Origin of the sequence: Glycomyces albidus (genome assembly GCF_009451885.1) — a bacterium.
GTDB lineage: Bacteria > Actinomycetota > Actinomycetes > Mycobacteriales > Micromonosporaceae > Glycomyces > Glycomyces albidus.
The window spans coordinates 163,887-185,679 of the sequence record NZ_WIAO01000002.1 but is presented as its reverse complement, the minus strand read 5'-3'; the positions used below and the strand labels follow the sequence as shown (position 1 = coordinate 185,679).

18 protein-coding genes and 1 pseudogene are annotated in these 21,793 nt (G+C 69.7%); 12 read left to right on the top strand and 7 right to left on the bottom strand.

Going from position 1 to position 21,793, the window contains the following annotated elements; all coding sequences use genetic code 11:
• Nucleotides 1-246: 246 nt before the first annotated feature.
• Nucleotides 247-5,112, bottom strand: coding sequence for an NAD-glutamate dehydrogenase (locus GFD30_RS02550; RefSeq protein WP_322632868.1), 4,866 nt, complete (start codon nucleotides 5,110-5,112; stop codon nucleotides 247-249).
• A gap of 177 nt (nucleotides 5,113-5,289) precedes the next feature.
• Between GFD30_RS02550 and GFD30_RS02545 the strand changes: the two genes are divergently transcribed.
• From GFD30_RS02545 to GFD30_RS27740, 7 genes are all read left to right on the top strand, one after another.
• Nucleotides 5,290-5,895, top strand: a complete 606-nt coding sequence (locus GFD30_RS02545; RefSeq protein WP_153023639.1) for a DUF4178 domain-containing protein — start codon at nucleotides 5,290-5,292, stop codon at nucleotides 5,893-5,895.
• 61 nt (nucleotides 5,896-5,956) lie between these two features.
• Entirely contained in the window at nucleotides 5,957-6,451 is a 495-nt protein-coding gene (locus GFD30_RS02540; protein ID WP_194201821.1) for a DUF2617 family protein, read from the top strand.
• A 33-nt stretch (nucleotides 6,452-6,484) separates the two neighbouring features.
• Nucleotides 6,485-6,958 (top strand): DUF4247 domain-containing protein, encoded by a 474-nt coding sequence (locus GFD30_RS02535; protein ID WP_153023637.1) that lies wholly within the window; start codon nucleotides 6,485-6,487, stop codon nucleotides 6,956-6,958.
• 45 nt (nucleotides 6,959-7,003) lie between these two features.
• A complete protein-coding gene (locus GFD30_RS02530; protein WP_153023636.1) occupies nucleotides 7,004-7,441 on the top strand; it encodes a DUF350 domain-containing protein in 438 nt (145 codons plus the stop codon).
• A gap of 22 nt (nucleotides 7,442-7,463) precedes the next feature.
• Nucleotides 7,464-9,041 carry a polyamine aminopropyltransferase gene (locus GFD30_RS02525; RefSeq protein ID WP_322632867.1) on the top strand — a complete coding sequence of 526 codons (1,578 nt, stop codon included), beginning with the start codon at nucleotides 7,464-7,466 and terminating at the stop codon, nucleotides 9,039-9,041.
• A gap of 65 nt (nucleotides 9,042-9,106) precedes the next feature.
• On the top strand, nucleotides 9,107-9,580 hold the full coding sequence (locus GFD30_RS02520; protein ID WP_153023635.1) for a hypothetical protein: 474 nt from the start codon (nucleotides 9,107-9,109) through the stop codon (nucleotides 9,578-9,580).
• A gap of 61 nt (nucleotides 9,581-9,641) precedes the next feature.
• A complete protein-coding gene (locus tag GFD30_RS27740) occupies nucleotides 9,642-10,448 on the top strand; it encodes an RICIN domain-containing protein (RefSeq protein WP_153023634.1) in 807 nt (268 codons plus the stop codon).
• Nucleotides 10,449-11,207: 759 nt separating this feature from the next.
• Here the strand turns inward: GFD30_RS27740 and GFD30_RS02510 are convergent.
• Nucleotides 11,208-11,755, bottom strand: a pseudogene (locus GFD30_RS02510) (transposase family protein); the annotation flags it as partial.
• 148 nt (nucleotides 11,756-11,903) lie between these two features.
• Here GFD30_RS02510 and GFD30_RS02505 point away from each other — a divergent pair.
• A complete protein-coding gene (locus GFD30_RS02505) occupies nucleotides 11,904-12,299 on the top strand; it encodes a hypothetical protein (RefSeq protein WP_227995761.1) in 396 nt (131 codons plus the stop codon).
• 1,885 nt (nucleotides 12,300-14,184) lie between these two features.
• Here GFD30_RS02505 and GFD30_RS02500 read toward each other — a convergent pair.
• The 3 genes from GFD30_RS02500 to GFD30_RS02490 all read right to left on the bottom strand — a co-directional run bounded on the left by GFD30_RS02500 (nucleotide 14,185) and on the right by GFD30_RS02490 (nucleotide 16,606).
• Entirely contained in the window at nucleotides 14,185-15,549 is a 1,365-nt protein-coding gene (locus GFD30_RS02500; RefSeq protein WP_227995785.1) for a serine/threonine-protein kinase, read from the bottom strand.
• A gap of 474 nt (nucleotides 15,550-16,023) precedes the next feature.
• Nucleotides 16,024-16,317 (bottom strand): hypothetical protein, encoded by a 294-nt coding sequence (locus GFD30_RS02495; RefSeq protein ID WP_153023631.1) that lies wholly within the window; start codon nucleotides 16,315-16,317, stop codon nucleotides 16,024-16,026.
• Entirely contained in the window at nucleotides 16,310-16,606 is a 297-nt protein-coding gene (locus tag GFD30_RS02490) for a hypothetical protein (RefSeq protein ID WP_153023630.1), read from the bottom strand. Before GFD30_RS02490 ends, GFD30_RS02495 begins: the two co-directional genes overlap by 8 nt.
• 279 nt (nucleotides 16,607-16,885) lie before the next feature.
• On the opposite strand from GFD30_RS02490, the gene GFD30_RS02485 reads away from it, so the two are divergent.
• From GFD30_RS02485 to GFD30_RS02475, 3 genes are all read left to right on the top strand, one after another.
• Nucleotides 16,886-17,704, top strand: coding sequence for a helix-turn-helix domain-containing protein (locus tag GFD30_RS02485; RefSeq protein ID WP_153023629.1), 819 nt, complete (start codon nucleotides 16,886-16,888; stop codon nucleotides 17,702-17,704).
• Nucleotides 17,701-17,952 carry a DUF397 domain-containing protein gene (locus GFD30_RS02480; protein ID WP_153023628.1) on the top strand — a complete coding sequence of 84 codons (252 nt, stop codon included), beginning with the start codon at nucleotides 17,701-17,703 and terminating at the stop codon, nucleotides 17,950-17,952. Before GFD30_RS02485 ends, GFD30_RS02480 begins: the two co-directional genes overlap by 4 nt.
• Before the next feature lie 77 nt (nucleotides 17,953-18,029).
• Complete coding sequence (locus GFD30_RS02475; protein ID WP_153023627.1) at nucleotides 18,030-18,452, top strand: hypothetical protein; 423 nt, start codon at nucleotides 18,030-18,032, stop codon at nucleotides 18,450-18,452.
• Between the two features lie 27 nt (nucleotides 18,453-18,479).
• On the opposite strand, the gene GFD30_RS27735 is transcribed toward GFD30_RS02475, so the two are convergent.
• Together GFD30_RS27735 and GFD30_RS02465 are read right to left on the bottom strand one after the other, a co-directional pair.
• Nucleotides 18,480-19,229: a GNAT family N-acetyltransferase gene (locus tag GFD30_RS27735; protein ID WP_322632866.1), complete on the bottom strand. Its 750-nt coding sequence runs from the start codon at nucleotides 19,227-19,229 to the stop codon at nucleotides 18,480-18,482.
• A gap of 81 nt (nucleotides 19,230-19,310) precedes the next feature.
• Nucleotides 19,311-20,279, bottom strand: coding sequence for a hypothetical protein (locus GFD30_RS02465; RefSeq protein ID WP_153023625.1), 969 nt, complete (start codon nucleotides 20,277-20,279; stop codon nucleotides 19,311-19,313).
• Nucleotides 20,280-20,444: 165 nt separating this feature from the next.
• Here GFD30_RS02465 and GFD30_RS02460 point away from each other — a divergent pair, with 165 nt between their 5' ends.
• Nucleotides 20,445-21,095, top strand: coding sequence for a VOC family protein (locus GFD30_RS02460; RefSeq protein ID WP_153023624.1), 651 nt, complete (start codon nucleotides 20,445-20,447; stop codon nucleotides 21,093-21,095).
• Nucleotides 21,096-21,793: the final 698 nt, after the last annotated feature.

Sequence of the window (21,793 nt, the reverse complement as noted above, 5' to 3'; positions counted from 1 at the left end):
CTCGGAATCTCGAACCAGGCGTTTTGTCGGACCCTCGTGTCAGGGTGTTGAACCGGGGGCCCTGCGAACCGGCCTCAGTGCCTCTGCCCCTGCCCGCGAACCGGTCTCAGTTCCCCGAGCTCGCCAAACCGCCGGACCCCGTGCGGCAGAACATCGCCCGCGCCGCTTCACGACCCTCGGCATCGCGCCCCGGCATCACCGAGGCGGGGCCGGAAGACGACCCCGCCTGTGCTGCCCGAAAACCGGTCACTCCCCGTCGGTGTCCACCAATCCGCGGATCTGCCTGAGCGAGACCGACAGGACCGCGAGCTTCTCGTCGGAGCGCCCGGCCTCCTCGGTCGCCTCGTGGATCCGCGCGATTTCGGCGGCGTTGCGCTCGGCCCACGAGTCGACGGCCTCGGCCGGGTCGGTGCCGGGCTTCGCCTCGAGCACGCTCGCCGTCAGGCCGGCCATCGCGCCGTACAGGTCGTACCGCAGCGCCGACCGCGCGAGCGTCTGCCACCGGTTCGTGCGCGGCAGGGCCGAGATCTGGTTGAGGATCTCGTCGAGGTGCACGCGGGCGGCGATCCCGTAGTACACCTTCGCGGTCGTCTCCAGGTCGGTCTCGAGCAGCCGCGCGCACTCCACGACGTCGACGAGCCCGAACCCGAAGATCGGCGCCGAAGCCTCGCGTGCGAGCTCGGCGGGCATGCCCTGGTCCTCGAGCTGGTCCACGAACCGCTCGAACCCGACCGCCTCGGAGTCGATGAGCAGCACCGGCAGCATCGGCTGGAGCACCGCCAGGCCCGGCCGGAGCCGCCCGATCTCGGCGGCCACGTCGAGGTGCCCCCGGCGGTGCTGCACGAGCCAGCGCACGCCCCGGTCGAGGAGCCGCCGGATCACGAGCATGGCCGCGACCTGCGCCTCCTGCGGCACCTGGTTGTCGAGGGCCTCGATGCGCCGCCACAGGGCCGGCAGGCCGAAGGCGTCGCGGATGATCACGTACGCGCGGATGACGTCGACGACGTCGGCGCCGGTCTCGTCGGCGATGCGGAAGAAGAACGTGGTGCCGCCGCGGTTGACGGCCTCGCCGACGACCGCGGTGGTGACGATCTCGCGGCGCAGCGGGTGCTCGGCCATGAGGTCGGCGTACGGCTCGCGCAGCGGCGCCGGGAAGTACTCGCGCAGCACCGGCGCGGTCCACTCCTCGTCGGGCAGGTCGGAGTCGAGGACGGCGCGCTTGGCCCAGATCTTCACGTACGACAGGAGCACCGAGAGCTCGGGCTCGGTGAGCCCGGTCCCGGCGGCGGCACGCTCCTTGAGCTGCTTGTCGCTGGGGAGGCCCTCGATCTCGCGGTCGAGGCCGACGGTCTTCTCCAGGTGCTTCATCAGTCTGATGTGGACGGGAAGCAGGCGCCGGTTGAGGCGGATCGCGTTGGCCAGGGCCATGTTCTGGCCGTAGTTGTCGGCCAGGACCGCGTCCGCGACGGCGTCGGACATCTCCATGAACAGCTTGTCGCGCGAGGCGGGGTCGCACCGGCCGGTGAGCGTCGCCGAGCGCAGCAGGATCTTGATGTTGACCTCGTGGTCGGAGGTGTCCACGCCCGCGGAGTTGTCGATGAAGTCGGTGTTCATGCGCCCGCCGCGCCCCTCGGGCCCGCCGGACTGGGCGTACTCGATGCGCCCGAGCTGCGTGAACCCGAGGTTGCCGCCTTCGCCGACGACGCGGCAGCGCAGGTCCTCGCCGTTGACGCGGACCGCGTCGTTGGACTTGTCGCCCGCGTCGGCGTCGGTCTGCGCGGCGGACTTCACGTACGTGCCGATGCCGCCGTTCCACAGCAGGTCGACCGGCGCGGTGAGGATCGCCCGGATGAGTTCGGGCGGGGTGAGGTCCTTGACGTCGGCGTCGATGCCGAGCGCGGCCCGGACCTCGTCGGAGACGGGGATGGACTTCGCCGAGCGTTCCCACACGCCGCCGCCGGTTGAGATGAGCGCCGGGTCGTAGTCGGCCCAGGTCGAGCGCGGCAGGTCGAACAGGCGGCGCCGCTCGGCGTACGAGACGGCCGCGTCGGGGTCCGGGTCGATGAAGATGTGCATGTGGTTGAACGCGGCCACGAGCCGGATGTGCTCGGACAGCAGCATCCCGTTGCCGAACACGTCGCCGGACATGTCGCCGATGCCGACGACGGTGAAGTCCTGCGTCTGCGTGTCCAGGCCCTCGGCGCGGAAGTGGCGCTTGACGGACTCCCAGGCGCCGCGCGCGGTGATGCCCATCTTCTTGTGGTCGTAGCCGACCGAGCCGCCGGAGGCGAACGCGTCGCCGAGCCAGAACCCGTACTCGGCGGCGACGGCGTTGGCGATGTCGGAGAACGTCGCGGTGCCCTTGTCGGCGGCGACGACGAGGTACGGGTCGTCGCCGTCGTGGCGGACCACGTTCGGCGGCGGGACGACGGTGTTGTCGGCGTCGCGGTTGTCGGTGATGTCGAGCAGCGCCGAGATGAACTCGCGGTACCGGGCGACGCCTTCGGCCTGGAACGCGGCCCGGTCGGCGAACCCGTCGCGTTTGAGCACGAACCCGCCTTTCGCGCCCACGGGCGTGATGACGGTGTTCTTGACCTCCTGGGCCTTGACCAGGCCGAGGATCTCGGTGCGGAAGTCCTCGCGCCGGTCCGACCAGCGCAGGCCGCCGCGCGCGACCTTGCCGTACCGCATGTGGACGCCCTCGAAGTTCGGGGAGTACACGAACACCTCGAACAGCGGGCGCGGGCGGGGCAGGAAGTCGATCGAGCGGGCGTCGAACTTGAACGCCACGTACTCCTTGGGCCGGCCCGCGGCGCCGCGCTGGAAGTAGGAGGTCCGCAGGGTCGAGCGGATGAGCGTCAGGAACGCCCGCAGGATCCGGTCGGCGTCGAGGCTCGGGACGGCGGCGAGGCCCTCCGCGAGCGCGTCGTCGATGCGGGCGACCGCGGCGTCGCGGTCGGCTCCCACGCGCGGGTCGAAGCGGGCTTCGAAGAGCCGCACCAGGTTCGCGGCGATCTCGGGGTAGGCGCCGAGGGTCGCGGCGATGAACTCCTGGGAGAACACGAACCCGCACTGGCGCAGGTACTTCGCGAGGGCGCGGAGGACGACGACCTGCCGCCAGGTGAGGCCGGCGGCGATCACGAGCTCGTTGAGCCGGTCCGACTCGGCCTCGCCGGCCCAGGCGGCGCGGAAGGCGTTCTCGAAGCGGATGCGCAGCTTCGGGATCGATTCGGCGGCCCGGCCGGGCAGTTCGAGCCCGAAGTCGTGCAGGTGGATGGTGCCGTCGGGGCGCTCGATGTGGTACGGGCGCTCCTCGGCGACGCGGACGCCGAGGTCGCGGAGCACCGGGAGGGCCTCGGAGAGGCCGACGGGCTGGTTGAACGAGTAGAGCTTGAAGTGCACGTTCGCGTCGTCGCCGCCGCGGCGGAACAGCTGGAGCTCCATGTCGCCGTCGTCGCGGAGCAGTTCGAGCTTCGCGATGTCCTTGGCGGCGTCGATGGGCGTGTGCTCGGCCTTGTACGCGGGCGGGTACGCGGCCGCGTAGGTCTTGTAGAGGGTGCGGGCCTGGCCTTCGCCGACGTGGTGGTCGAGCTGGAGGGCGAGGTCGGCGTCCCAGGAGCGGGTGGCGTCGGCGAGTTCGGCCTGGATCGACTCGACGTCGACGGGCGGGTGCTCGGCGAACGGGTCGATGCGGACGACGAAGTGGAGGCGGGCGAGCACGGACTCGGTGACGCGGGCGTCGTAGTCGACGGCCTTGCCGTGGAGGCGGCGGCGCAGGATCTGCTCGATCTTGATCCGGTTCTCGGTGTTGTACCGGTCCCGGGGCAGGTAGATCAGGCATGAGTAGAAGCGGCCGTAGACGTCGCGGCGGGCGAACAGGCGCAGGCGGCGGCGCCCGGCGAGGCGCAGCACGCCCATCGCGGTCGAGTACAGGTCGTCGGTGCGGGCCTGGAACAGCTCGTCGCGCGGGTACGTCTCGAGGGCGGTGACGAGGTCCTTCCCGGAGTGGGAGGAGAGGGTCACGCCCGAGCGTTCGAGGACCTCCTCGACCTTGCGCTTGACGACGGGCAGCTCGGTGACGCTGGAGAGGTACGCGGCGGAGGTGAACAGGCCGAGGAAGCGCAGCTCGCCGTCGGGCTCGCCGTTCGTGTCGAAGGTCTTCACCCCGATGTAGTCCATGAAGGACGTCCGGTGGACGGTGGAGCGCGCGTTCGACTTGGTGATGACCAGGAGCCGCTTGGTGCCGATCTGGGAGCGGGCGTCGGCGTTGAACGTGGTCAGCGGCCGGGGCGCGGCGGGCGCCTTGCGCAGCAGGCCCAGGCCGGTCTCGGCGAGCGGCGAGAGCGCCTGGTCCTCGCCTTCGCCGGTGAGCTTGTACTGCCGGAACCCCAGGAACGTGAACTTGTCGTCCGCGAGCCAGCGCAGGAGTTCGACGGTGTCGTCGATGTCCTTGGGCGGGACGGGCAGCGGCGTGGTGCCTTCGGCGCCGGTGGCGGTGGCGTCGAGTCCGTCGGCGATCTCGAGCGCTTTGGCGCGCATGGCCTGCCAGTCGGCGACGCAGGCGGCGACGTCGGCGAGGACGACGCCGATCTCGGTCTCGAGTTTGGCGATCTCGTCGGGGTCGGAGAGCCGCTGGACCTCGATGTGCATCCAGGATTCGGGGCGGCCGTCGTCGGCGGGCGCCTCTTCGAGGTTCCCGTCCGCGTCGCGGCGGACCGGGACGATGGGGTGGACGAACACGGCGATGTCGATCCCGTGCCGGTTGAACAGGCCGGTGAGCGAGTCGACCAGGAACGGGGAGTCGTCGCAGACGAGGTCGACGCGGGTCGAGGAGGCCGCGTCGGGGCCCTCGGCGTCGTCGGGGCAGTCGATCTCCAGGCAGACCTGCCCCGGGGAGCGCGTCTCGGCCATGCGGCGGTGGTGGGCGGTGGTCTCCAGGAGCTGCTGGGCGCTGCGGCCGACAAGGTCGTCGTCCGACACGAGGCTCCAGTACAGCTCCACCAGCCGCGCCAGGGATTCGTCGGATCCGGCCAGTCGGGCCGCCTCGGTCAGCAGTTCCTCCCGGTCGGGGAGGGTTTCGCGGAACTCTTCGTCTCCGATGAACGCCAACACGTCTCGATACTCCAGTCCGAATCACGTTCGGCCCACATCGTTGTGCGCCGCCTCAAGGCTAGATCCTAGGTTGCCCACATGGCGCACGGGTGACACCGATGTTGCCGAAGCGACGGTAGAGTGAGAGCAGGAAACCATCCCGTCACCGAGCACCCCCCGAAACGCGAAGGCACCGCCATGATCTGGGTCGTCCTCCTCCTCATCGCCCTGGCCGTCCTCGGCTGGTGGCTGTGGCGCAAGAACAACACCCGCAAGGACGAATCGGTCCCGGCCCCCGGGCCGGTGGACCCGTTCGCCGACGCCGACACCGACGTCCTCCGCGGCGACCCCCGCCGCCTCAAGGCCGCCGACCTGGTCGAGCTGTACGGCAAGACCCTGGCCGTCCGCGGCAGCCTGCGGCTGTCCGAGGGCGACTACCAGTGGTCCGAGCACTTCCTGGACACCGGCACCGGCGTGAAGCGCTGGCTGTCGGTCGAGGCCGACCCCGACCTCGAGGTGGTCATGTGGGAGGAGATCACCGACTCCGACCTGCAGCCGGGCCCCCGCGAGCTCAGCTACGAGGGCGTCTCGTACCGGTCCGACGAGAAGGGCACCGCGCGGTACGTGTCCGAGGCCACCACCGGGCTCGCCCCGACCGGTTCGGTCAAGTACCACGACTACGCCGGCCCCGACGGCCAGAAGCTCTCGTTCGAGCGGTTCGGCGAGGAGGGCAAGTGGGAGCTCGCGAAGGGCCTCACGCTCGACCGGAACCAGATCACGATCTACCACCAGAGCGAAGCCTGACCGCTCCGCCCGCCCGCACGACGATCCCCCCACGGAGCACACGCTGATAGCGCATATCGAGGTGCCGTTCGCCGACGTCTCGGCCGCCTCGCTCACCTTCCGGCCCGACGCGCCGCCGATGCCGGTCCTGGACCGCATGGACCGCGACGCCGGGCCCCTGCGGCTGTCCCTGCGGCTGCTGGGCGCCAGCCACCAGGCCGTCGTGGCGACCCCTGACGGGTTCATCGCCGAGACCCTCGCGTACCGCTCCGACGTCGCCCCCGACCTGCCGGAGTCCTTCAGCCAGCGCGTCGGCGCGTGGCGGCACCGGTACGAGTGCACCGTCGAGACGCTGACGGTCCCCGAGCTGCGCGGCCGCGTGCGGGCCCTGCGCGACCGGGCCGTGCAGCGCACTGCGGAACCGGACCTGCTCGTGGGCCTGTTCGGGGGCGACCCGGACGCGCTCACGGCGCTGGAGGTGACCGGGACCGAGCCGCTGTCGTGGCGCACGGTCCACACGTACCCGCAGTACGGCGAGGTCGTGACCACCAGCAGTCGCGTCGAAGCCGTAAGCTGACCGAACCCCCGAGAGACGACCGAGGAACGCCGAATGACCAACGGACAGCAGCAGCCCCCTCCGACCCCCGCGTCGCGCGGCATGAACTGGAAGCACTGGACGGCCATCATCGTCGTGCTGGCGCTGTGCTGCGGCGGGGTGTTCTTGATGAACTCGAACTTCTCGAACCCCACCGGGACGATCCGCGACCACTACACCCGGGCGGCGAACCTGGACGAGGGCGGCGGCAGGGCCTACACGTCGAGCCTGTCGCCCGCGACCGTGGCCGACCAGATCGACGACGACGCCGAGGCGGTCGACGAGCGCTCCTCGGGCGGCGTCTACTACCTGCAGTACACGAAGCACATCGTCGCGGTGTCGCCGTACCAGGGCGGTTCGAAGATCCTGGTGCACGACTACCGCTCCGGTTACAACCACTACTCGTCGGTCTTCATCCTCGGCGGCTGGGGCTGGTCGTCCTCGCCTCCGTCGCCGTTCCGGGGCGGCGGCCCCGGCTCCGGCAAGTAAGCCCAGTTGTCATGAAGCGCATTCTGAAAGGCACGGCCACCTGACATGTTCGAAGAGCTCAGCCGCGACGTCCTCGACCCCTTGCTCGGCGCCGTCGCGTACAGCGTCGTGGGGATCGTCCTCATGGTGCTCGGCTACCTGGTCACCGACTGGCTCACCCCCGGGAAGCTCGGCGAGCTGATCTGGACCGAGCGGAACAAGAACGCCGCGGTCCTGCTGACCTCGAACGTCCTCGGTGTCGGCCTGATCGTGGTCGGCGCGATCTGGGCGTCCGAGGGCGGCGTGGTCCGGGGCGTCGTCTCGACGTTCGTGTACGGCGTGATCGGCTTGGGCGCCATGGCGATCGCGTTCCTCATCCTCGACCTGCTCACCCCTGGGAAGCTCGGCGACATCCTGACCGACGACGAGCTGCAGCCCGCGGTGTGGGTGAACGCGGCGATGCACGTCGCGCTCGGCGGCGTGATCGCGATGGCGCTGTCGTGACGAGCACGAGGCGACCGCGGTCGTGACCGCTGCGACCGCCCCGCAGACGACGTTGAGTGCGCGCCGGGTCCGCCTGGCGCGCTTCGGCCTGCTCGCGACCGCGTTCGCGGTCTCGGCGTGCGGGCTCGTGTACGAACTGGCGCTCATCACGCTCGGCTCCTACCTGGTGGGGAACACCGCGCAGCAGGCGTCGATCGTGCTGGCGGTGATGGTGTGCGCGATGGGCCTGGGCGCTCTGGCGGCGAAGCCGCTGCGGCGCTGGCCGGCGCTGGCGTTCGCCGCGGTCGAGCTGGCGCTGGCGCTCCTGGGCGGTTTCAGCGTGATGCTGCTGTACGCGGCGTTCGCGTGGACGGACCTGTACTCGCTGCCGCTGGTGGTGGTCGCGGCCGCGATCGGGCTGCTGATCGGGGCGGAGATCCCGCTGCTGATGGAGCTGCTGCAGCGCATCCGCGAGCAGGCGGCGGGCGCGGCGGTCGCGGACTTGAACGCCGCGGACTACCTGGGCGGGCTCATCGGCGGGCTCGCGTTCCCGTTCATCCTGCTGCCGGTGTTCGGGCAGATCCAGGGGGCGCTCCTGGTGGGGGCGCTGAACGCGGTCGCGGGCGTGCTCCTGGTGTTCCTGCTGTTCCGCGGCGACCTGTCGACGATGGCGAAGCAGCTCCTGGCGCTGGTCGCGGCGGGCACGGCGGTGCTGCTGGTGGCGGCGTTCCTGTACACGGACAAGTTCGAGACGGATGCGCGCCAGGCGCTCTACTCGGCGCCGATCGTCTACACCGAGGACACGCGGTACCAGCAGATCGTGATGACCGAGTCGCTGTCGCCGTTCGGCGAGCAGGATCTGCGCCTGTACCTCAACGGCGACCTCCAGTTCTCCTCGGTGGACGAATACCGGTACCACGAGGCGCTGGTCCACCCGGCGATGGACGGCCCGCGCGCGAACGTCCTCGTCCTCGGCGGCGGCGACGGGCTCGCGGTCCGCGAGATCCTGAAGTACCCGGACGTCGAGTCGGTGACCCTGGTCGACCTCGACGGCGCCGTCACCGACCTCGCCCGGGACTTCGAGGACCTGGTGGCGCTCAACGGGGACGCCCTCGACGACCCGCGCGTCACGGTCGTCAACGAGGACGCCTTCACCTGGCTGCGCACGCAGACCGGCCGGTGGGACGCGATCATCGTCGACATGCCCGACCCGGACGCGACCGAGACCGCGAAGCTCTACTCGACCGAGTTCTACGCGCTCGCCGGCGACCGCCTCACCGACGCGGGCCGCATGGTCGTCCAGAGCGGGTCCCCGTACTTCGCGCCGAAGACCTTCTGGACCATCAAGGCCACCCTCGATGACGCCGGGTACGCCGCGGCCCCGTACTGGGTGTCGGTGCCGAGCTTCGGCGACTGGGGCTACCACCTCGTCCAGGCCGACGGGACCGTCCCGGAACTGGGCCTGGACCCCGCGGCCGGCCCGTTCCGGTCCTTGACCCCCGAGCTCCTGGAAGCCGCCCAGGTCTTCCCGCCCGACCGGGCCGAGATGGACATGCAGCCGTCCACGCTCATGCACCCGGTCATCCTCGAACTCGTGCAGTCCGAGTGGCGGAACTACTGACCCGGCCGCCGAGCCTCCGCTCGCTATCCTGAAGGCCCGCCCGCCCCTCGCCCGCAGGAGACGCGATGCCGTCCGACGCCCCTCATCCCCTCCGCCCCCGCCCGATCAAGGTCGGCTACTCCCGCAAGGCGTCCGCGCTCATGACCGGCATGGGCGTCGTCCTCACGGCGTGCGCGGCCGTCTCGGTCTTCACGCCGTTCCTGCCGGTCCTGGTCCCGATCGGCCTCACCGGCCTGGCGCTCCTCGGCGCCGGGCTCGGGGCCCTGTTCCGCCCCAGGTACCTGTACGACCCGGCGACCGGCGCCCTGACCGTGTTCATGGCGATCGGTCCCGGCAAGGAGGGCGTCGGCGCCGAGCAGGGCGAGCGGGTCTACTTCGACGGCAGGCGCATCATCCGCGAGCTCCCCGACGGGAGCCGCCACCGCGTCAGCCTCGTCGGCACCAACCGCGACCACGCCGCCCGCCTCATCCAGGCCCTCCCGACCGAACCCGGTAAGCGCCCCCTGCCGCCGGACGGGCCCGCCATCACCGGGCGCTGACGGCCCGCCGGGTAGGATCAACCCGCTCATCGCGACCGAATCCACCCCGAGGACGCCCCCAGTGACTGACCCCGTGGAGACCGAGAACTCCGAGCCGGCGCGGGACGCCGACGGCCCGCTCGACGCGTTCCCGGTCCCGGACCGGCGGCAGGTGCTCACCCGCAAGTCGCTCGCCTCCGCAGCGGCCGTGGCCCTCGCCCTCACCGCCGCCGTCATCTGGAAGGCCATGTCGGACAACACGACCGGGGTCGACGCCGATTCGGTCGCGTACGCCGAATTCGACCCCGGTTCGGCGACCGGTTCGGGCCCCACGGGCAGCCCGAGCGAAACGGCCGGAACGGGACAGGAGAGCGGGTCGCCGTCCGTCGAAGCGGAGCCGACCGGGGAGACGACCACTGCGGCGTCCGCATCGGACACGGCCGAGAACGCGACCGCACTGCCCGGGACCGGCGTCTATCGGGCGCGGCAGGAGGCCAGCGGCCTGTGCATGACCTGGGGCGAGGAGCCCGGCGGCGACCGCAGCGTGCTGGTCCTGGGCGACTGCGGCAGCACCGAGCCGGAACTGACCTGGGTCAAGGACGGCGGCGCGTACTTCGTCGAAATGGCCTTCGACGACTGGACGCCCTGCATGACCGCCGACAACGGCGGCACCGAAGACGGCATGCTCGTCGGGTTCGACGGCTGCGACGGCCTCGACGCCCAGACCTGGGAACTCCTCCCGACCGGCAGCGCCTACCAGCTCCGCACGGCCGCCAGCGACACCTTGTGCCTGGCCGTCCTCAAGAGCTCGTCGTCCGAGTCGGGCGACGCGGTCGCCTTGCAGAACTGCGACTCCGGGGATGCCGAACAACTGTGGATGCTCCTGTGACCCACCGGTCGCCAACGCAGGCACGGAAGTCCTCATCGGACTGAGGTACTGGTTCCAAGTCTTGCGGAACTTGGGCACCGACAACCGATCGCAATCCTTCAGGAACCTGGTCAAGCAATGGCCGCGGCGGAATCGGTGTTCAATCGGGCGACGACGACCGGGTGGGCGCGTGGTTGCGGGTTCGCTCCGGGGCTCGGCTAGCGCTCCGCGCCAGGTCCGCAAGGCACCGATGACGAGTCGAGTCGCAGGTGTCGAAGACGTGTCGCCGCGGCCGGGCCCACTTCGCCCGGCCTCGAAACCCCAGCAATGACCCAAGACCTACGAACCGGAAAGTGGTCATCCCCTGGTCGAGTCAGGGCCGGTGTTCGATCGGGCGGCAACGAGATGGGCGGGTGGTTGGGGGTGCGCTCCGGGGCTCGAGTCGAATCCGAGCGAGGCCCGTCAAGGCACCGATGCCCAGTTGAGCCGCACGTACCAAAGGCGTGTCGCCGTGGCCGGGTCCGCTTCGGCCGGCGTCGAACCCCCAGCAATGGCCTGTGAACCGGTGCCCGGTCGCGCTCGGGTCTGGTCGGGGTCGGTGTTCGATCAGGCAGCGACAAGCGGGTGAGAGCATGGTTTAGGGCGCGCTCCGGGGCTCGGGTCGCGATCAGATGCCAGGTCCGGACGGGCACCGATGCCGGGTTGGGCGGCACGCCACGGAGGCAGGTTGCCGTGGCCGGGTCCGCTTCCGTCCGATCCGCTCGGACCCGATCCGGCTCGGGTGCCTTGGTAGCCGCCGTCGGCGATGACTGTCGCGGTACGGGTGGCGTTGTCAACGCCGGAAGCGGCGACGGCGACCGAGTCGTTGCGGTTGCCCGGCAGCGGTGTCCCGACCACGACCACGAGCTGCGTGTCGGCGCGAATAACCACCTGATGGTTGGTCGAGTACCGGTAGTTCTTCGACTTCGCCGCCACGCCTGGTCCCTGGTAGGAACCAGTGTGCCGTCGACGATCAGCACCGTCTCCGGCGCATACCGCTGCCTTGGGCGGAGCGCCAGTTTCGGCGCGAGGTCGCCGATGATCCGGTCAGCGGCCGACTTCGAGGTGCCGAACAACGCCGCGATCTGGCGCATCGTGAGGTTGGTACGCCAGTAGGCTGCGACCAGCAGCACCCGATCCTCGAAGGTAAGTTTCCAAGGACGACCCCGGAGCACAGGATCGGCGCCTTCGCGGCGAAGCTGGCGGACCAGCTTGGCGAACCGGCGAGGACTCAGCCCGCTGAACAGGGGCACCATGAGCTCATCCTTCGCCGTGATCACCCCTGACACAACATCATGATCTGTTGCGCTCCAACGGCTTCCGATGCGGGAGGCTCGAGATGAGCGAGCGGTCGCACGCTCGCCACGCAAGCTACCCGTTTGATCCGCAGGATGTCTGCGAGAATCTGTCGTGATGGGTACATATAGCGAGGCTGAGGTGAGCGAGCGGCTGTATCGGGACGGCTGGCGGAAGGCGTTCACCATCGCTGAGATGGTCGGCAAGTGGGAGCGGCTGGTGGGCGAGGTCGAACAAGGCTACGACGGCGACATTTACAACTACACCAACGACCTCTACAGCCGAAACTGGCTCCGGGAGGCGTCCGGGCTGCTCCATGACTTCATAGTCCAGGATTGGACACCGAGGCTGATGGCCCTGGACAACCGCTTCACAGCCGCGACCATCGCCGACGACGGAGCAGCGCTCTCCCACTTTCATAAGCTCCGTGAGCCCGACTGGTGGTGGTGGCGCCGGTATCCCCGCATCCTCACCGGGTCGCTGGGGAAGTCGCTGCGCGATGCTGGCGCCACCGGAAACGCCCCCGAAGCGAACTGACCAGGCTTCCACCGACCACTTGCGGGACAACGCTTAAGTGACCCGGCTCGGTGATGCATGCCCGGCCCTGGCCGCCTCGGCCGCCCGGCACCGCTTCACACCAGGCCAGAGCCGCTTCCAGCACCGCAACGCCAGGACCGCGCATGCGCCATCCCCGCATCCCCTCCGCTTCGCTCCCGCCGCCGGGTCCGTCCGCGTTCGTGCAGCCGATCCGCCGCCACCGAACCGGCCCGGGTCGACCACGGCCGCGCCGACCCCAGCGCCCCTGGGAGGCGCGGGACCCGATCCTGCTCGGCCCCGCCGCTCCGGCAGGCGCGGCGGTTCGGCCGCAGCGCGTCAGAGCACGCTCGCGCACCAGCCTCTGCACGGACCCCGGGCCCACTTCGGTCCCGCTCCCGTCCAGCCCAGGCACACCGAGCCGGCCCCGGCGGACGCCGATTCATCAGCCGCAAACGCACCGCGGCACCATCGGCTCCGATCGCTCTGGGCATGGGCTCCGGTCGCTTCAGCACCGGTGGTGGACCGGTCGCTGCCTGAGCGCACGCTCGCGCGGCCCTTCCCTTGGCCTCTCGCCAGAACTGTCCGCACTCTGCGGCGGTCCGGCTGCGGCCTGAGCGCACGCTCGCGCTTCCCTTGGCCTCTCGCCAGATCGGTCCGCACTCCTGTGGCGGTCCGGCTGCGGCCTGCGTGCACGCTCGCGCGTCGCGCTTCCCTTGGCCTCGCGCCAGAACCTGTGCGCACTCCTGCGGCGCTCACGACTGCGGCCTGAGCGCGCGCTCGCGCGACACTCACCGCTACCCCTGGCCTTGTGCCAGACCCGTTGCGCACCCCTGAGCCAGCGCTTCTCGGCGTATCCCCTGTTGAGTTGTGAAGGGCAGCAGCGACCTCGGGCAGTGACCGGTCATGCCCGTGGCGGGCCGTGCGCGCGGGGCGCAGCACCGGATCGTCCCTTGTCGTGCTTGCAAGTCTCGTCGTCTCCTGTGGTGGTCCGGTCTTGTGCCTCGTTGGAGCACTGCCGCCGGCGGGGTGATCCCGACCGGTCGATCCCCCGCCCGATCACCTCCCCACCCCCTCCATGGGGTGGGGCCGGTTGACTGCTGCGGGTCCCGATCGCAGTGAGGGATGAGATCGACCCGGATCCGACCGCTTGCGTCGGGGGCCCTGCCTCGAAGTCAGTGTGGTCTACCGGCCGGCCAGAGGCTTGTCTCAGTCTGCTTGCACCGCCCTGCACCTGCACCGAACTCCCTGTCCCTGTGCGTACCCCCATTCTCGCACCCCTGTGCGACACCGTCATCACCCACACGACTGGAGAACACTCACGTTCAAGAACCGGACCCCAAGCGCCCCAAGCAATCTGGCACGAATCCGAATCCCCCGGCGAGCGCCACCCGCCCCGGCCAGAGCTTCGAACACTCACCCGGCCGACACTCCCTCGTCGCTGCCGCTCTGACCGTGACCCACAGGAACCGTGAACGCGCCACCGAGCCCGCGCCGACTCCCACCCCTTGTCGCTGCCGCTCTGACCTCAACCTCGGCGAACCGGCAACACGCAACCGAGCCGCACCGACTCCCGCCCTTCGTCGCTGCCGCCCTGACCGCAACCCGCGTGAATCGGCAACACGCAATCAAGCCCGCACGCACTCCCGCCCCTCGTCGCTGCCGCTCTGACCGCAACTCGCACGCGCCCTCGGTGCGCAACCGAGCCCGCCCGGAATCGTGTCCGCCTCGCAGCCCGCCGGGGCCCGACACAAGGCTTTACCAACACCAGCCCAGACCCATTCGGCGCGAGCGCGACCCGTCCCGACCCGACCCGACCTGGCGAGCCTCGAACACCCGTCCCGGCCAGCGCTCCGGCCAGCGCCCCAGCTCAAGAATCGCTGAGTCGTCACGGCTCCTGGACGCAGATGACGTAGTAGATCCGGTCGGTGTCCGGATTCCATTCGCGGCCCTCCCGAAGCGCCGAGTCGGAGTAGCGGTAGGCGTATTCGACGGACGCGTCCGACCCGCACACCTCGAAGGCGGCGTCATTGTGCTTGGGCTGCTCGGGGTTCGGGTCTTCGGGGTCGGTGACGATCCGGTAGACCCGCTGCGCCGCCGCCTCGGAATCGCACGCGACGACCACGTAATCCTCGTCCGCAGTGAGGCACTCCCCCACCACCGGCGCACGGTGAGCCTGGTCGTCGCCGGTCACCGGCTCGACCGTCGGATCGACCGACCCTTCGACGACCCCGCCCTGAGCAGACGTCCCCGCATCAGCGCCGAACGCCAAGTACGACAGTGCTCCCCCGGCCAGCAGACCCGCCACCAGCGCCGCAACGGCGAGGCCCGGGCTGCGCCGCCCGCCGCCGGCTTTCCGGTAGTCACCGCCGCGACCGGCACCGGCCGCAGCATCGCCTCCGGTGCGGTCGACGCGCGCCGCACGTTCGCCGGCATCGCGACCGACAACCGTCTCGGCCTCGCTGCGGGCGACCGCCTTGGAGAATGCCTCCGCGAGTTCCCCGCAGGTCGCATACCGCAGTTCCGGTTCGGAACTCATCGCTTTGGCCGCGATCGCGTCGAACGCCGCCGGGAGGTCGGGCCGCACCTCGGCGATCCGGGGCACCACCCCTTTCCGGTGCAGTTCGGCGACGGTCATGTCATCGGCCTCGTCGAACGGCCGCTTGCCGGTAAGGCAGTGGAACAGCACCGCCCCGAGCGAGTACACGTCGCCGAACCGGTCGAGCGGGCCGTCCGGTTTCGCCTCCGAATCCTTTGCGCGAGAGGCGCTGTAGACCTCCGGTGCGGTGTACCGGCGGGTGCCGATCGAATCCCCGGCGCGGGTCAGGTCCTCGCCGGCGGCGTGCTTCGCCACCCCGAAATCGCTCAGGTAGACATGGCCTCCAGTGCCGAAGAGGACGTTGGCGGGCTTCACATCTCGGTGGAACACTCCGCGGTCGTGAGCGAAGTCGAGCGCGCTCGCGACCTGAGTGATGACGCGCGCGGTCTCCTGCGGGTCGAGCGCGCCGTCCGCGAGGCGGGCTTTCAGGTCCGTCTCGGCGCGCGGCATGACGAAGTAGAGCGGGCGGTCCTGGTTCCGTGCGGCGGCGATGATGTACATGATGTGGGGGTGTTCGAGCTCCGCCATGAGCTCGATCTCGCGCAGGAACCGTTTGCGGAAGCCGGGGAGCTCGGCCAGGTAGGCGGCCATGATCTTGACGACCACTTTCCGGTCGTGCAGCCGCGTGTCGGACGCCAGGTACACCCGGCTCATCGCCGTCGAACTCAGCGGCTTCGCATCGAGGCGGAATCCGGGGAGAAGGCTCTGGAGTTGATCTGGGGACAGGAAGTCTGCATCGGTGGTGTCGTCGTCCATCATGCTTCGCTTGGGAGTCCGGGGAGGCGATCTGCCCTCGACAAGGGTCCCATATTGGGGCCCTTCGGAATCACCCCGCCCACCCGGGGTCACCGCCGGCTCTCTCTACGCAGGGACTGGACTTCCGGAGCATCCCGTCGACCGACTTGATCGTCTCTCCTGCGAGCGTCGGCACCGGCGCGCCCGGGTTGCCGGCGGCCGGGTTCGCGAGGTGCTTCCCGCCGACCGGTTCCATCGTCTTGCCCTGCCATCCTCGGCACCAGCGCCTCGTATCCCTCGAATGAGTGAGCGGGGCGGCGGACTCCACCATGCCCGCCGCCCCCGTCCCCTTCTACGCGGTCGCGCTGCCGCGCGGGCGGCGGCCGATGCCGCTCACCGCTCGGGGTTCTGGATGGTCTTCCAGGCTTCGGCCAGGATCCAGTCGCACCAGTCGTCGCCCTGCCAGGCGCCGAACCACTCGACGACGGCCTCCGGCTCGTCGACGAACCGGCAGATCTCCCGCGGGCCGGCGCCGTCGTTGCACTCGATGCGGTACTCCGGCGGACTCAACGGGTGCCGGCCGTGCTCCACTCCGACCCGGAACACCGCGAATACCGCTGGGCCCCTGCGGAAGTCGCCCAGCCAGCCGTCATCGGCCGCGGGAGGCGCCGGCGGCGTCTCAACCATCGCAGTGCCTGATCCCGGCCCTGGTCGTGACGCTGCCGTTGTGGAAGACGTGGAAGGCGCAGGTCCGCGCCCACTCCCGCCATTCGACCGACCGGGTGCGCCACTCCTCGCCCCAAGTGGCGTGCAGGTCCCGGGAGTTGAGGCCCGACACGACCATCACGATGTCGGCCCGGTTCCCGCTCACCCAGACTTGGAACGAGTCCGGCGCGCTCAGGCTCGACGCGCACACCACGTATTCGCGGCTACCGTCGCTGAACCGCCCGCGCTCCAACGGATCCGGCCGTCGCACCTCCTGTGCTCCTGCTCGGTACATCACTGCCTCCATTTCAGATTGGTCCTCCGGTCGCGAGATTCCGCGAAGCGACTCGCGATGTGTCGACAGTAGGGCGCGATCAACACCGATTCAAGAGCAAAACCGCAGGTCAGAGTGTCGCAATCGGCGTACACCCCGGTGCCGCGGCACGTGGCCGTGGCGTGTGGAGTACGCCCACACGCCACGGCCGAACGCCACACGAAACGCGACATCGATGAGGGTTGCGAAATCCGTAGTCATTGCTTTACTGAGTGAATGCGTAACGACGCGACACGACAGACTCCCATGCGGCGCAAACTCATCGGCCGCAAGCTCAAGCTCGCGCGCAGGAAGGCGGGACTCGCGCTGCGCCACCCGGAGATCGCAGCGAGGGTCGGATCGACCCGCACCGCGCAGCGATTGGAGGACGGCGAAGCCACCTCGATCACGTTCCCGGCCATCGGGTCGCTCTGCGATCTCTACGGGATGCCCAGGGAGGAGAAGTTCGAGCTCGAGCGCCTATGGCGGCTGGGACCGGCAACCACATGGACTCAGCCGCGCGGGCGGAGCCTGTTCGGCTTCAAGGCTTTCCGCGAACTACAACTGCGCGCGAGTGTGGTTCACCAGTTCGAGTCGACCTTCGTCCCAGGTCAGCTTCAGACCGAGAAGCACATGCGAATGCTTTTCGGGCGGAATCACAATCTCAGCGAGCTGGAAGCCGAACAGGAGACCCAGGAACGACTTCGCAGCCAGCAGCCGTTCTGGGGAGGCGACGGCCCGGAGCATCATTTCCTCTTGAGCGAGGCGGCTCTGCGATTCGGCTGCGACGCCGAGCAGCTCGACAGACTGATTGAGGCGGACTCGCTCGACCACGCGACGGTGCGGTACCTGCCTTTCTCAGAAGGGCCGCCCCCGCTGATGCACCTGCCCTTCTTCCTGCTCTCCTTTCCGGCCGAAGACGATCCGGATATCGTCTACGTCGAAGCGCAGAACGCCTACATATACTTCGAGGAGGCAGAGTCCGTGAAGTACTACCGAAACGCGCTCGCCTCGGTGGCAGACCGGGCCAGGTCGATTAAGGAGTTCAAGCTATGAGCCAAGCCGGGTGGCGCAAGTCCAGCAGAAGCGGCGGCGCACAGGATTCCGGTTGCGTTGAAGCCCGCGTGGCGCCCTGGCGCAAGTCCAGGAGAAGCAGCGGCGCACAGGACTCTGCCTGTGTCGAGGCCCGACCCGCTTCATCTGGCTTCCAGGTTCGGGACAGCAAGCTCGGTGATGCCTCCCCGGTCTTCGATCTGGAGCGGACCGACTTCACCAGCCTCCTCCGCGCCGCGGAGCGCGACTGACAACCGACTTCTCGACAGGCCCGGGCGTGTACGCTCGGGCCGTCTTCATACTTCACCGCAGCGGCAATTGGAGCGAGATGCAGACCGGCCCTCGACCCCATCTGATCGCGGTTCGGCGCCGCGCGTTCTCGCCCTCGGTCGTGTTCGCCTGCGGCCTGCTCGTCATTACGGGCGGTTCGTTCCTGACCTTCGGCCTTGACAACGTCGGCGGGATCGGGTTCCTGGTCTTCGGGGCCCTGCAGGCCATCATGGGCGTCCTCGAATTCACCCGGCCTTACTTCGTGTACGACCCCGCGACCGATGAGCTGCGCATGATCGACATCTTCGGCATCAAGGACCGCGTCTACGGCGGCCCGGTCGGCGAGCGGATCTACTTCAATGACGGCGACCTGATGCGGGCGCTGCCGAACGGCGTCCAAGTGGCGGTGAAGACCTGGCCGGCCCGCAAAGACGACCTTGCCATTGTGATCGCGGCGCTCCCCCGGTATCCGGTCGCCTGAATCGACGCCCGTGGCCCAGACCCGGGCTCAGCCCGGGCCGGACGCCTCGAACCGATCGAGATCCAGGTCGACGCTCAACTGGCCTCCCAACTCCCGGAAACCGAGTGCTCGCGCGACGCGGCGCGAGGCCTCCAGCCTCGCCCGCCACTGCGGCAGCAGGTCGGCGGCGAGCGCATGGGCCACCGCGGCGCCGGCGACCCGCTTCGCGAGGCCGCGACCGCGTTCGGCCTCGGCGGTCAGGACGCACATGTGCGCGGTCGCCTCGGGCCACAACCGGTACCCGGACGCCGCTACGACCCTCCCGTGCTCGCGCACGACGAACGCCGGTGAGGTGATCTCGGCGATGCCGCTTTCGTCCGCGTCGTCCTCCCCGGCCGAGTCCAGCAGCGCTTGGAGATCCGGGTGCTCGGGCGGGAGCCGTTCGACCTCGGTGTCCGGCTGCGGCGGGGTGAACGCGTCTCTCGACACGTACGCGAGCATCGCCGGGCCGAGCACGTCCCGGACCGGCAGCGCCTTCGCCATGACCGTCGGGTCGGTGAGCGATTCGACGTCAAAGGGGCGCAGTGCGCGCTGGACGAGTTCGGCCGCGCGATCGGTCGGGACGGTCGCGATCGCGGCATCGCCGAGCGCCACGATTCCGGTCCAGGAGGGCGGGCACATCATCGATCCCGGGGAGGCGACCACTTGCAGGCCGCCGTTCGACGGGAAGGCCACGGGCGCGGCGGCGAGCGCCTGCCAGAGGGTCCGGGCGCGGGTCGTCAGTGGATCGTGGTGCACGACCCGATCTTCCCAGCGCCGCAAAGCGAATTTCTTCGGCAAACGGGTCGCGGCGTCGCGTCCGCTTCGAACGCGACGAGGTTAGGAGTCCAGCACTTCGATCGAGTCGTGCACCTCGTTGAGTTCCGCGATGGCTCCGGATTCGCCTCGGAGGTCGGCGGCCGAGACGAGCGCCATCGAGTACAGGACCGACTGCTCGTCGCCGAGGTCCACGATCGTGGTGCGGACCCACATGCTCACATCGGGCGAATCGGCCAGCATGTCCGTGCCGAAGGGGTCGGGGGCGTCGGCGGACGCCGTGGCGGCCTCGAAGCCGTCGATGGTCAGCGGGTCGGACTCGACTGAGTCGTGCCCCTCGAACATCGCCTGGGATCGGACCGTCACCAGCTCGGCCTTGATCTGCAGCTCCTCGTCGGGGTCGTAGTCGCCTTCGATCTCGCCGTCCCCGAAGTAGGCGTCGAGCGAGTGCACCTCGACTTGCGCGAACACGCCGTCCTCGGAGTACAGGACGCCCGAGGAGGGCACGTCGAAGCCGGAAGACGCCACGCTGTCCTCGAGTTCGCTGTCGCTCATGCGGTCCCAGCCTTCGGGGATGGTGTAGCAGAGGCGCGCCTCGTCGTCGATGAGGTTCGAATCGGACTCCCAGCAGGTCGAACCGTACCGGTCCCAGGGCTGCCACACGACCACCGCGACCGCGAGCAGCCCGGCGGCGACGGCCGCGACGCCCAGCGGCATCCACTTGGAGCCGCCGGTCTCGGGCGGCGGAGGCGGGGTCAGTTCCAGGCTGTCGGAGTCGGTCGGGTCGGTCGGGTCGGTCGGGTCGGTCGGGTCGGAATCGGATCGGGCGCCCTCGGATGCGGCAGTGGACGATGCGGCACCGTCGGAAGCAGCGTCGCCTGAGGCGGCACGGCCAGAAGGGACGCTGTCGGAGGCGGCGCCGGAAGCGGAGCCGGCCGGCGCGACACGGCCGGGCTCGACGCTGTCTGATGCAGGTCCGGAAGCGGCGTTGCCCGATGCGGCGTCGTCGGCGGGGGCGTTGTCGGCGGTCACCGTTCCACCGTAAGCGAACCGGGACGGGACCGGTCCCGGCAGGGCGGCTCGGGCGCTGAGGCGTCGTCGGACCGGCCCCGTAATGCCGTTCGGACCGGCCCGTAATGCCGAAACGAGGTCGAGCGAACGGCCTCGCCTGTCGGTCGGCGCTTCTACGATCGCGCCATGACAGCTTTCATCACACCGAAGCAGTTCCACGAAGCCGACGGCGTCGACGACTGGCGGGTCCTGTGGTCCGTGGCGTTCGCGCTGTACCGCACGGGCGATTTCGCGACGGGCGTGCGACTCGTCGACGAGATCGGCCGGCTCGCCGAAGCGGCCGGGCACCATCCCGACCTCAACCTGCGCTCCGCGGTGCTCGAGGTGCGGCTGGTCACCAAGGAGCACTGGTCCTTGACGGACGCCGATCTCGAACTCGCGCGGCAGATCTCGGCGGCGGCCGCGGCGCTCGGCGTCCACGCAGACCCCGGCTCCACCCGTACCTGGGAGTTCGCGATCGACGCCCTCGACGTGGACAAGGTCCGGGCGTTCTGGTGCGCCGTCCTCGGCTACGAGATGGTCGGCGACTCCGACATCGCCGACCCCGACGGGCTGTACCCGCCGGTTTTCGTGCAGCAGATGGACGTCATGCGGAAGGGCCGCAACCGCATCCACATCGATGTCGGTGTCCCGCACGAGCAGGCGGAGGCGCGGGTCGCCGCGGCGCTCGCCGCCGGCGGCACGCTCGTCACCGACCGGTTCGCGCCGATGCACTGGACGCTCGCCGACCCGGAGGGCAACGAGGTCGACCTCGCCACCTGGGTCGGCCGCGACTAGGGCCGTCCGGCAAGGCGATTCGGGTCGCGGCTGTTCGCCCGCAGAGCGCCTGGCGACCCTGCCGCCGGTGTGATGGCCGGGTCGTTCGGCGACGCGGCGGGCGGGATTCACCGGACAGGCCCTGGTACCGCTGCAGCATTTGGGATTGGTGGAGGCGAGGTCGTGGCCTCAGCGGCGCAGGGCGCATAATGATCGGCATGTTGACCTCGTGCAGAAAGGGCGATGCCGCGTAGGTCGCCGGCGCGTGTTCGCGCGCTTCAACGCCCTCGCCCCGGCAAGTGGGGCCTGTATCCACCGCCGCGATTGTCTGGCGTTTCTGGTTCCCTTGCTGCCGCGATCCGGCGTCTTGAACACCGGGATCCGCAGTTCAGGACTGGTTCCGTAGCTTCGGCGCTCAAGCGATGGCAGCGTCGAGCAAGTGGCCCGGCTCGTTTTCTGCTGGCTCCGGACTTCGCGTGCGAGTGCGGCTGTCTGGGGCCATCGACCCGAGAGCTGTTGGAGATCGCCATCCACCGGCTTCCCCGCCGTTCGGCTCAAGAGCTGCGTCAGCTGGTAGAGACGATCGATGATCGCTTCCGCAGTCGCAAGTTCTCAGACCACACTGTCGCACTGGCGTCGCCGGTGTTCCAGTGGGGGTATTCAGGATCCGCGAAGGACCTTTGGGCCTGCCAGGCTCATCGATGCAGTCGAATTTAGTG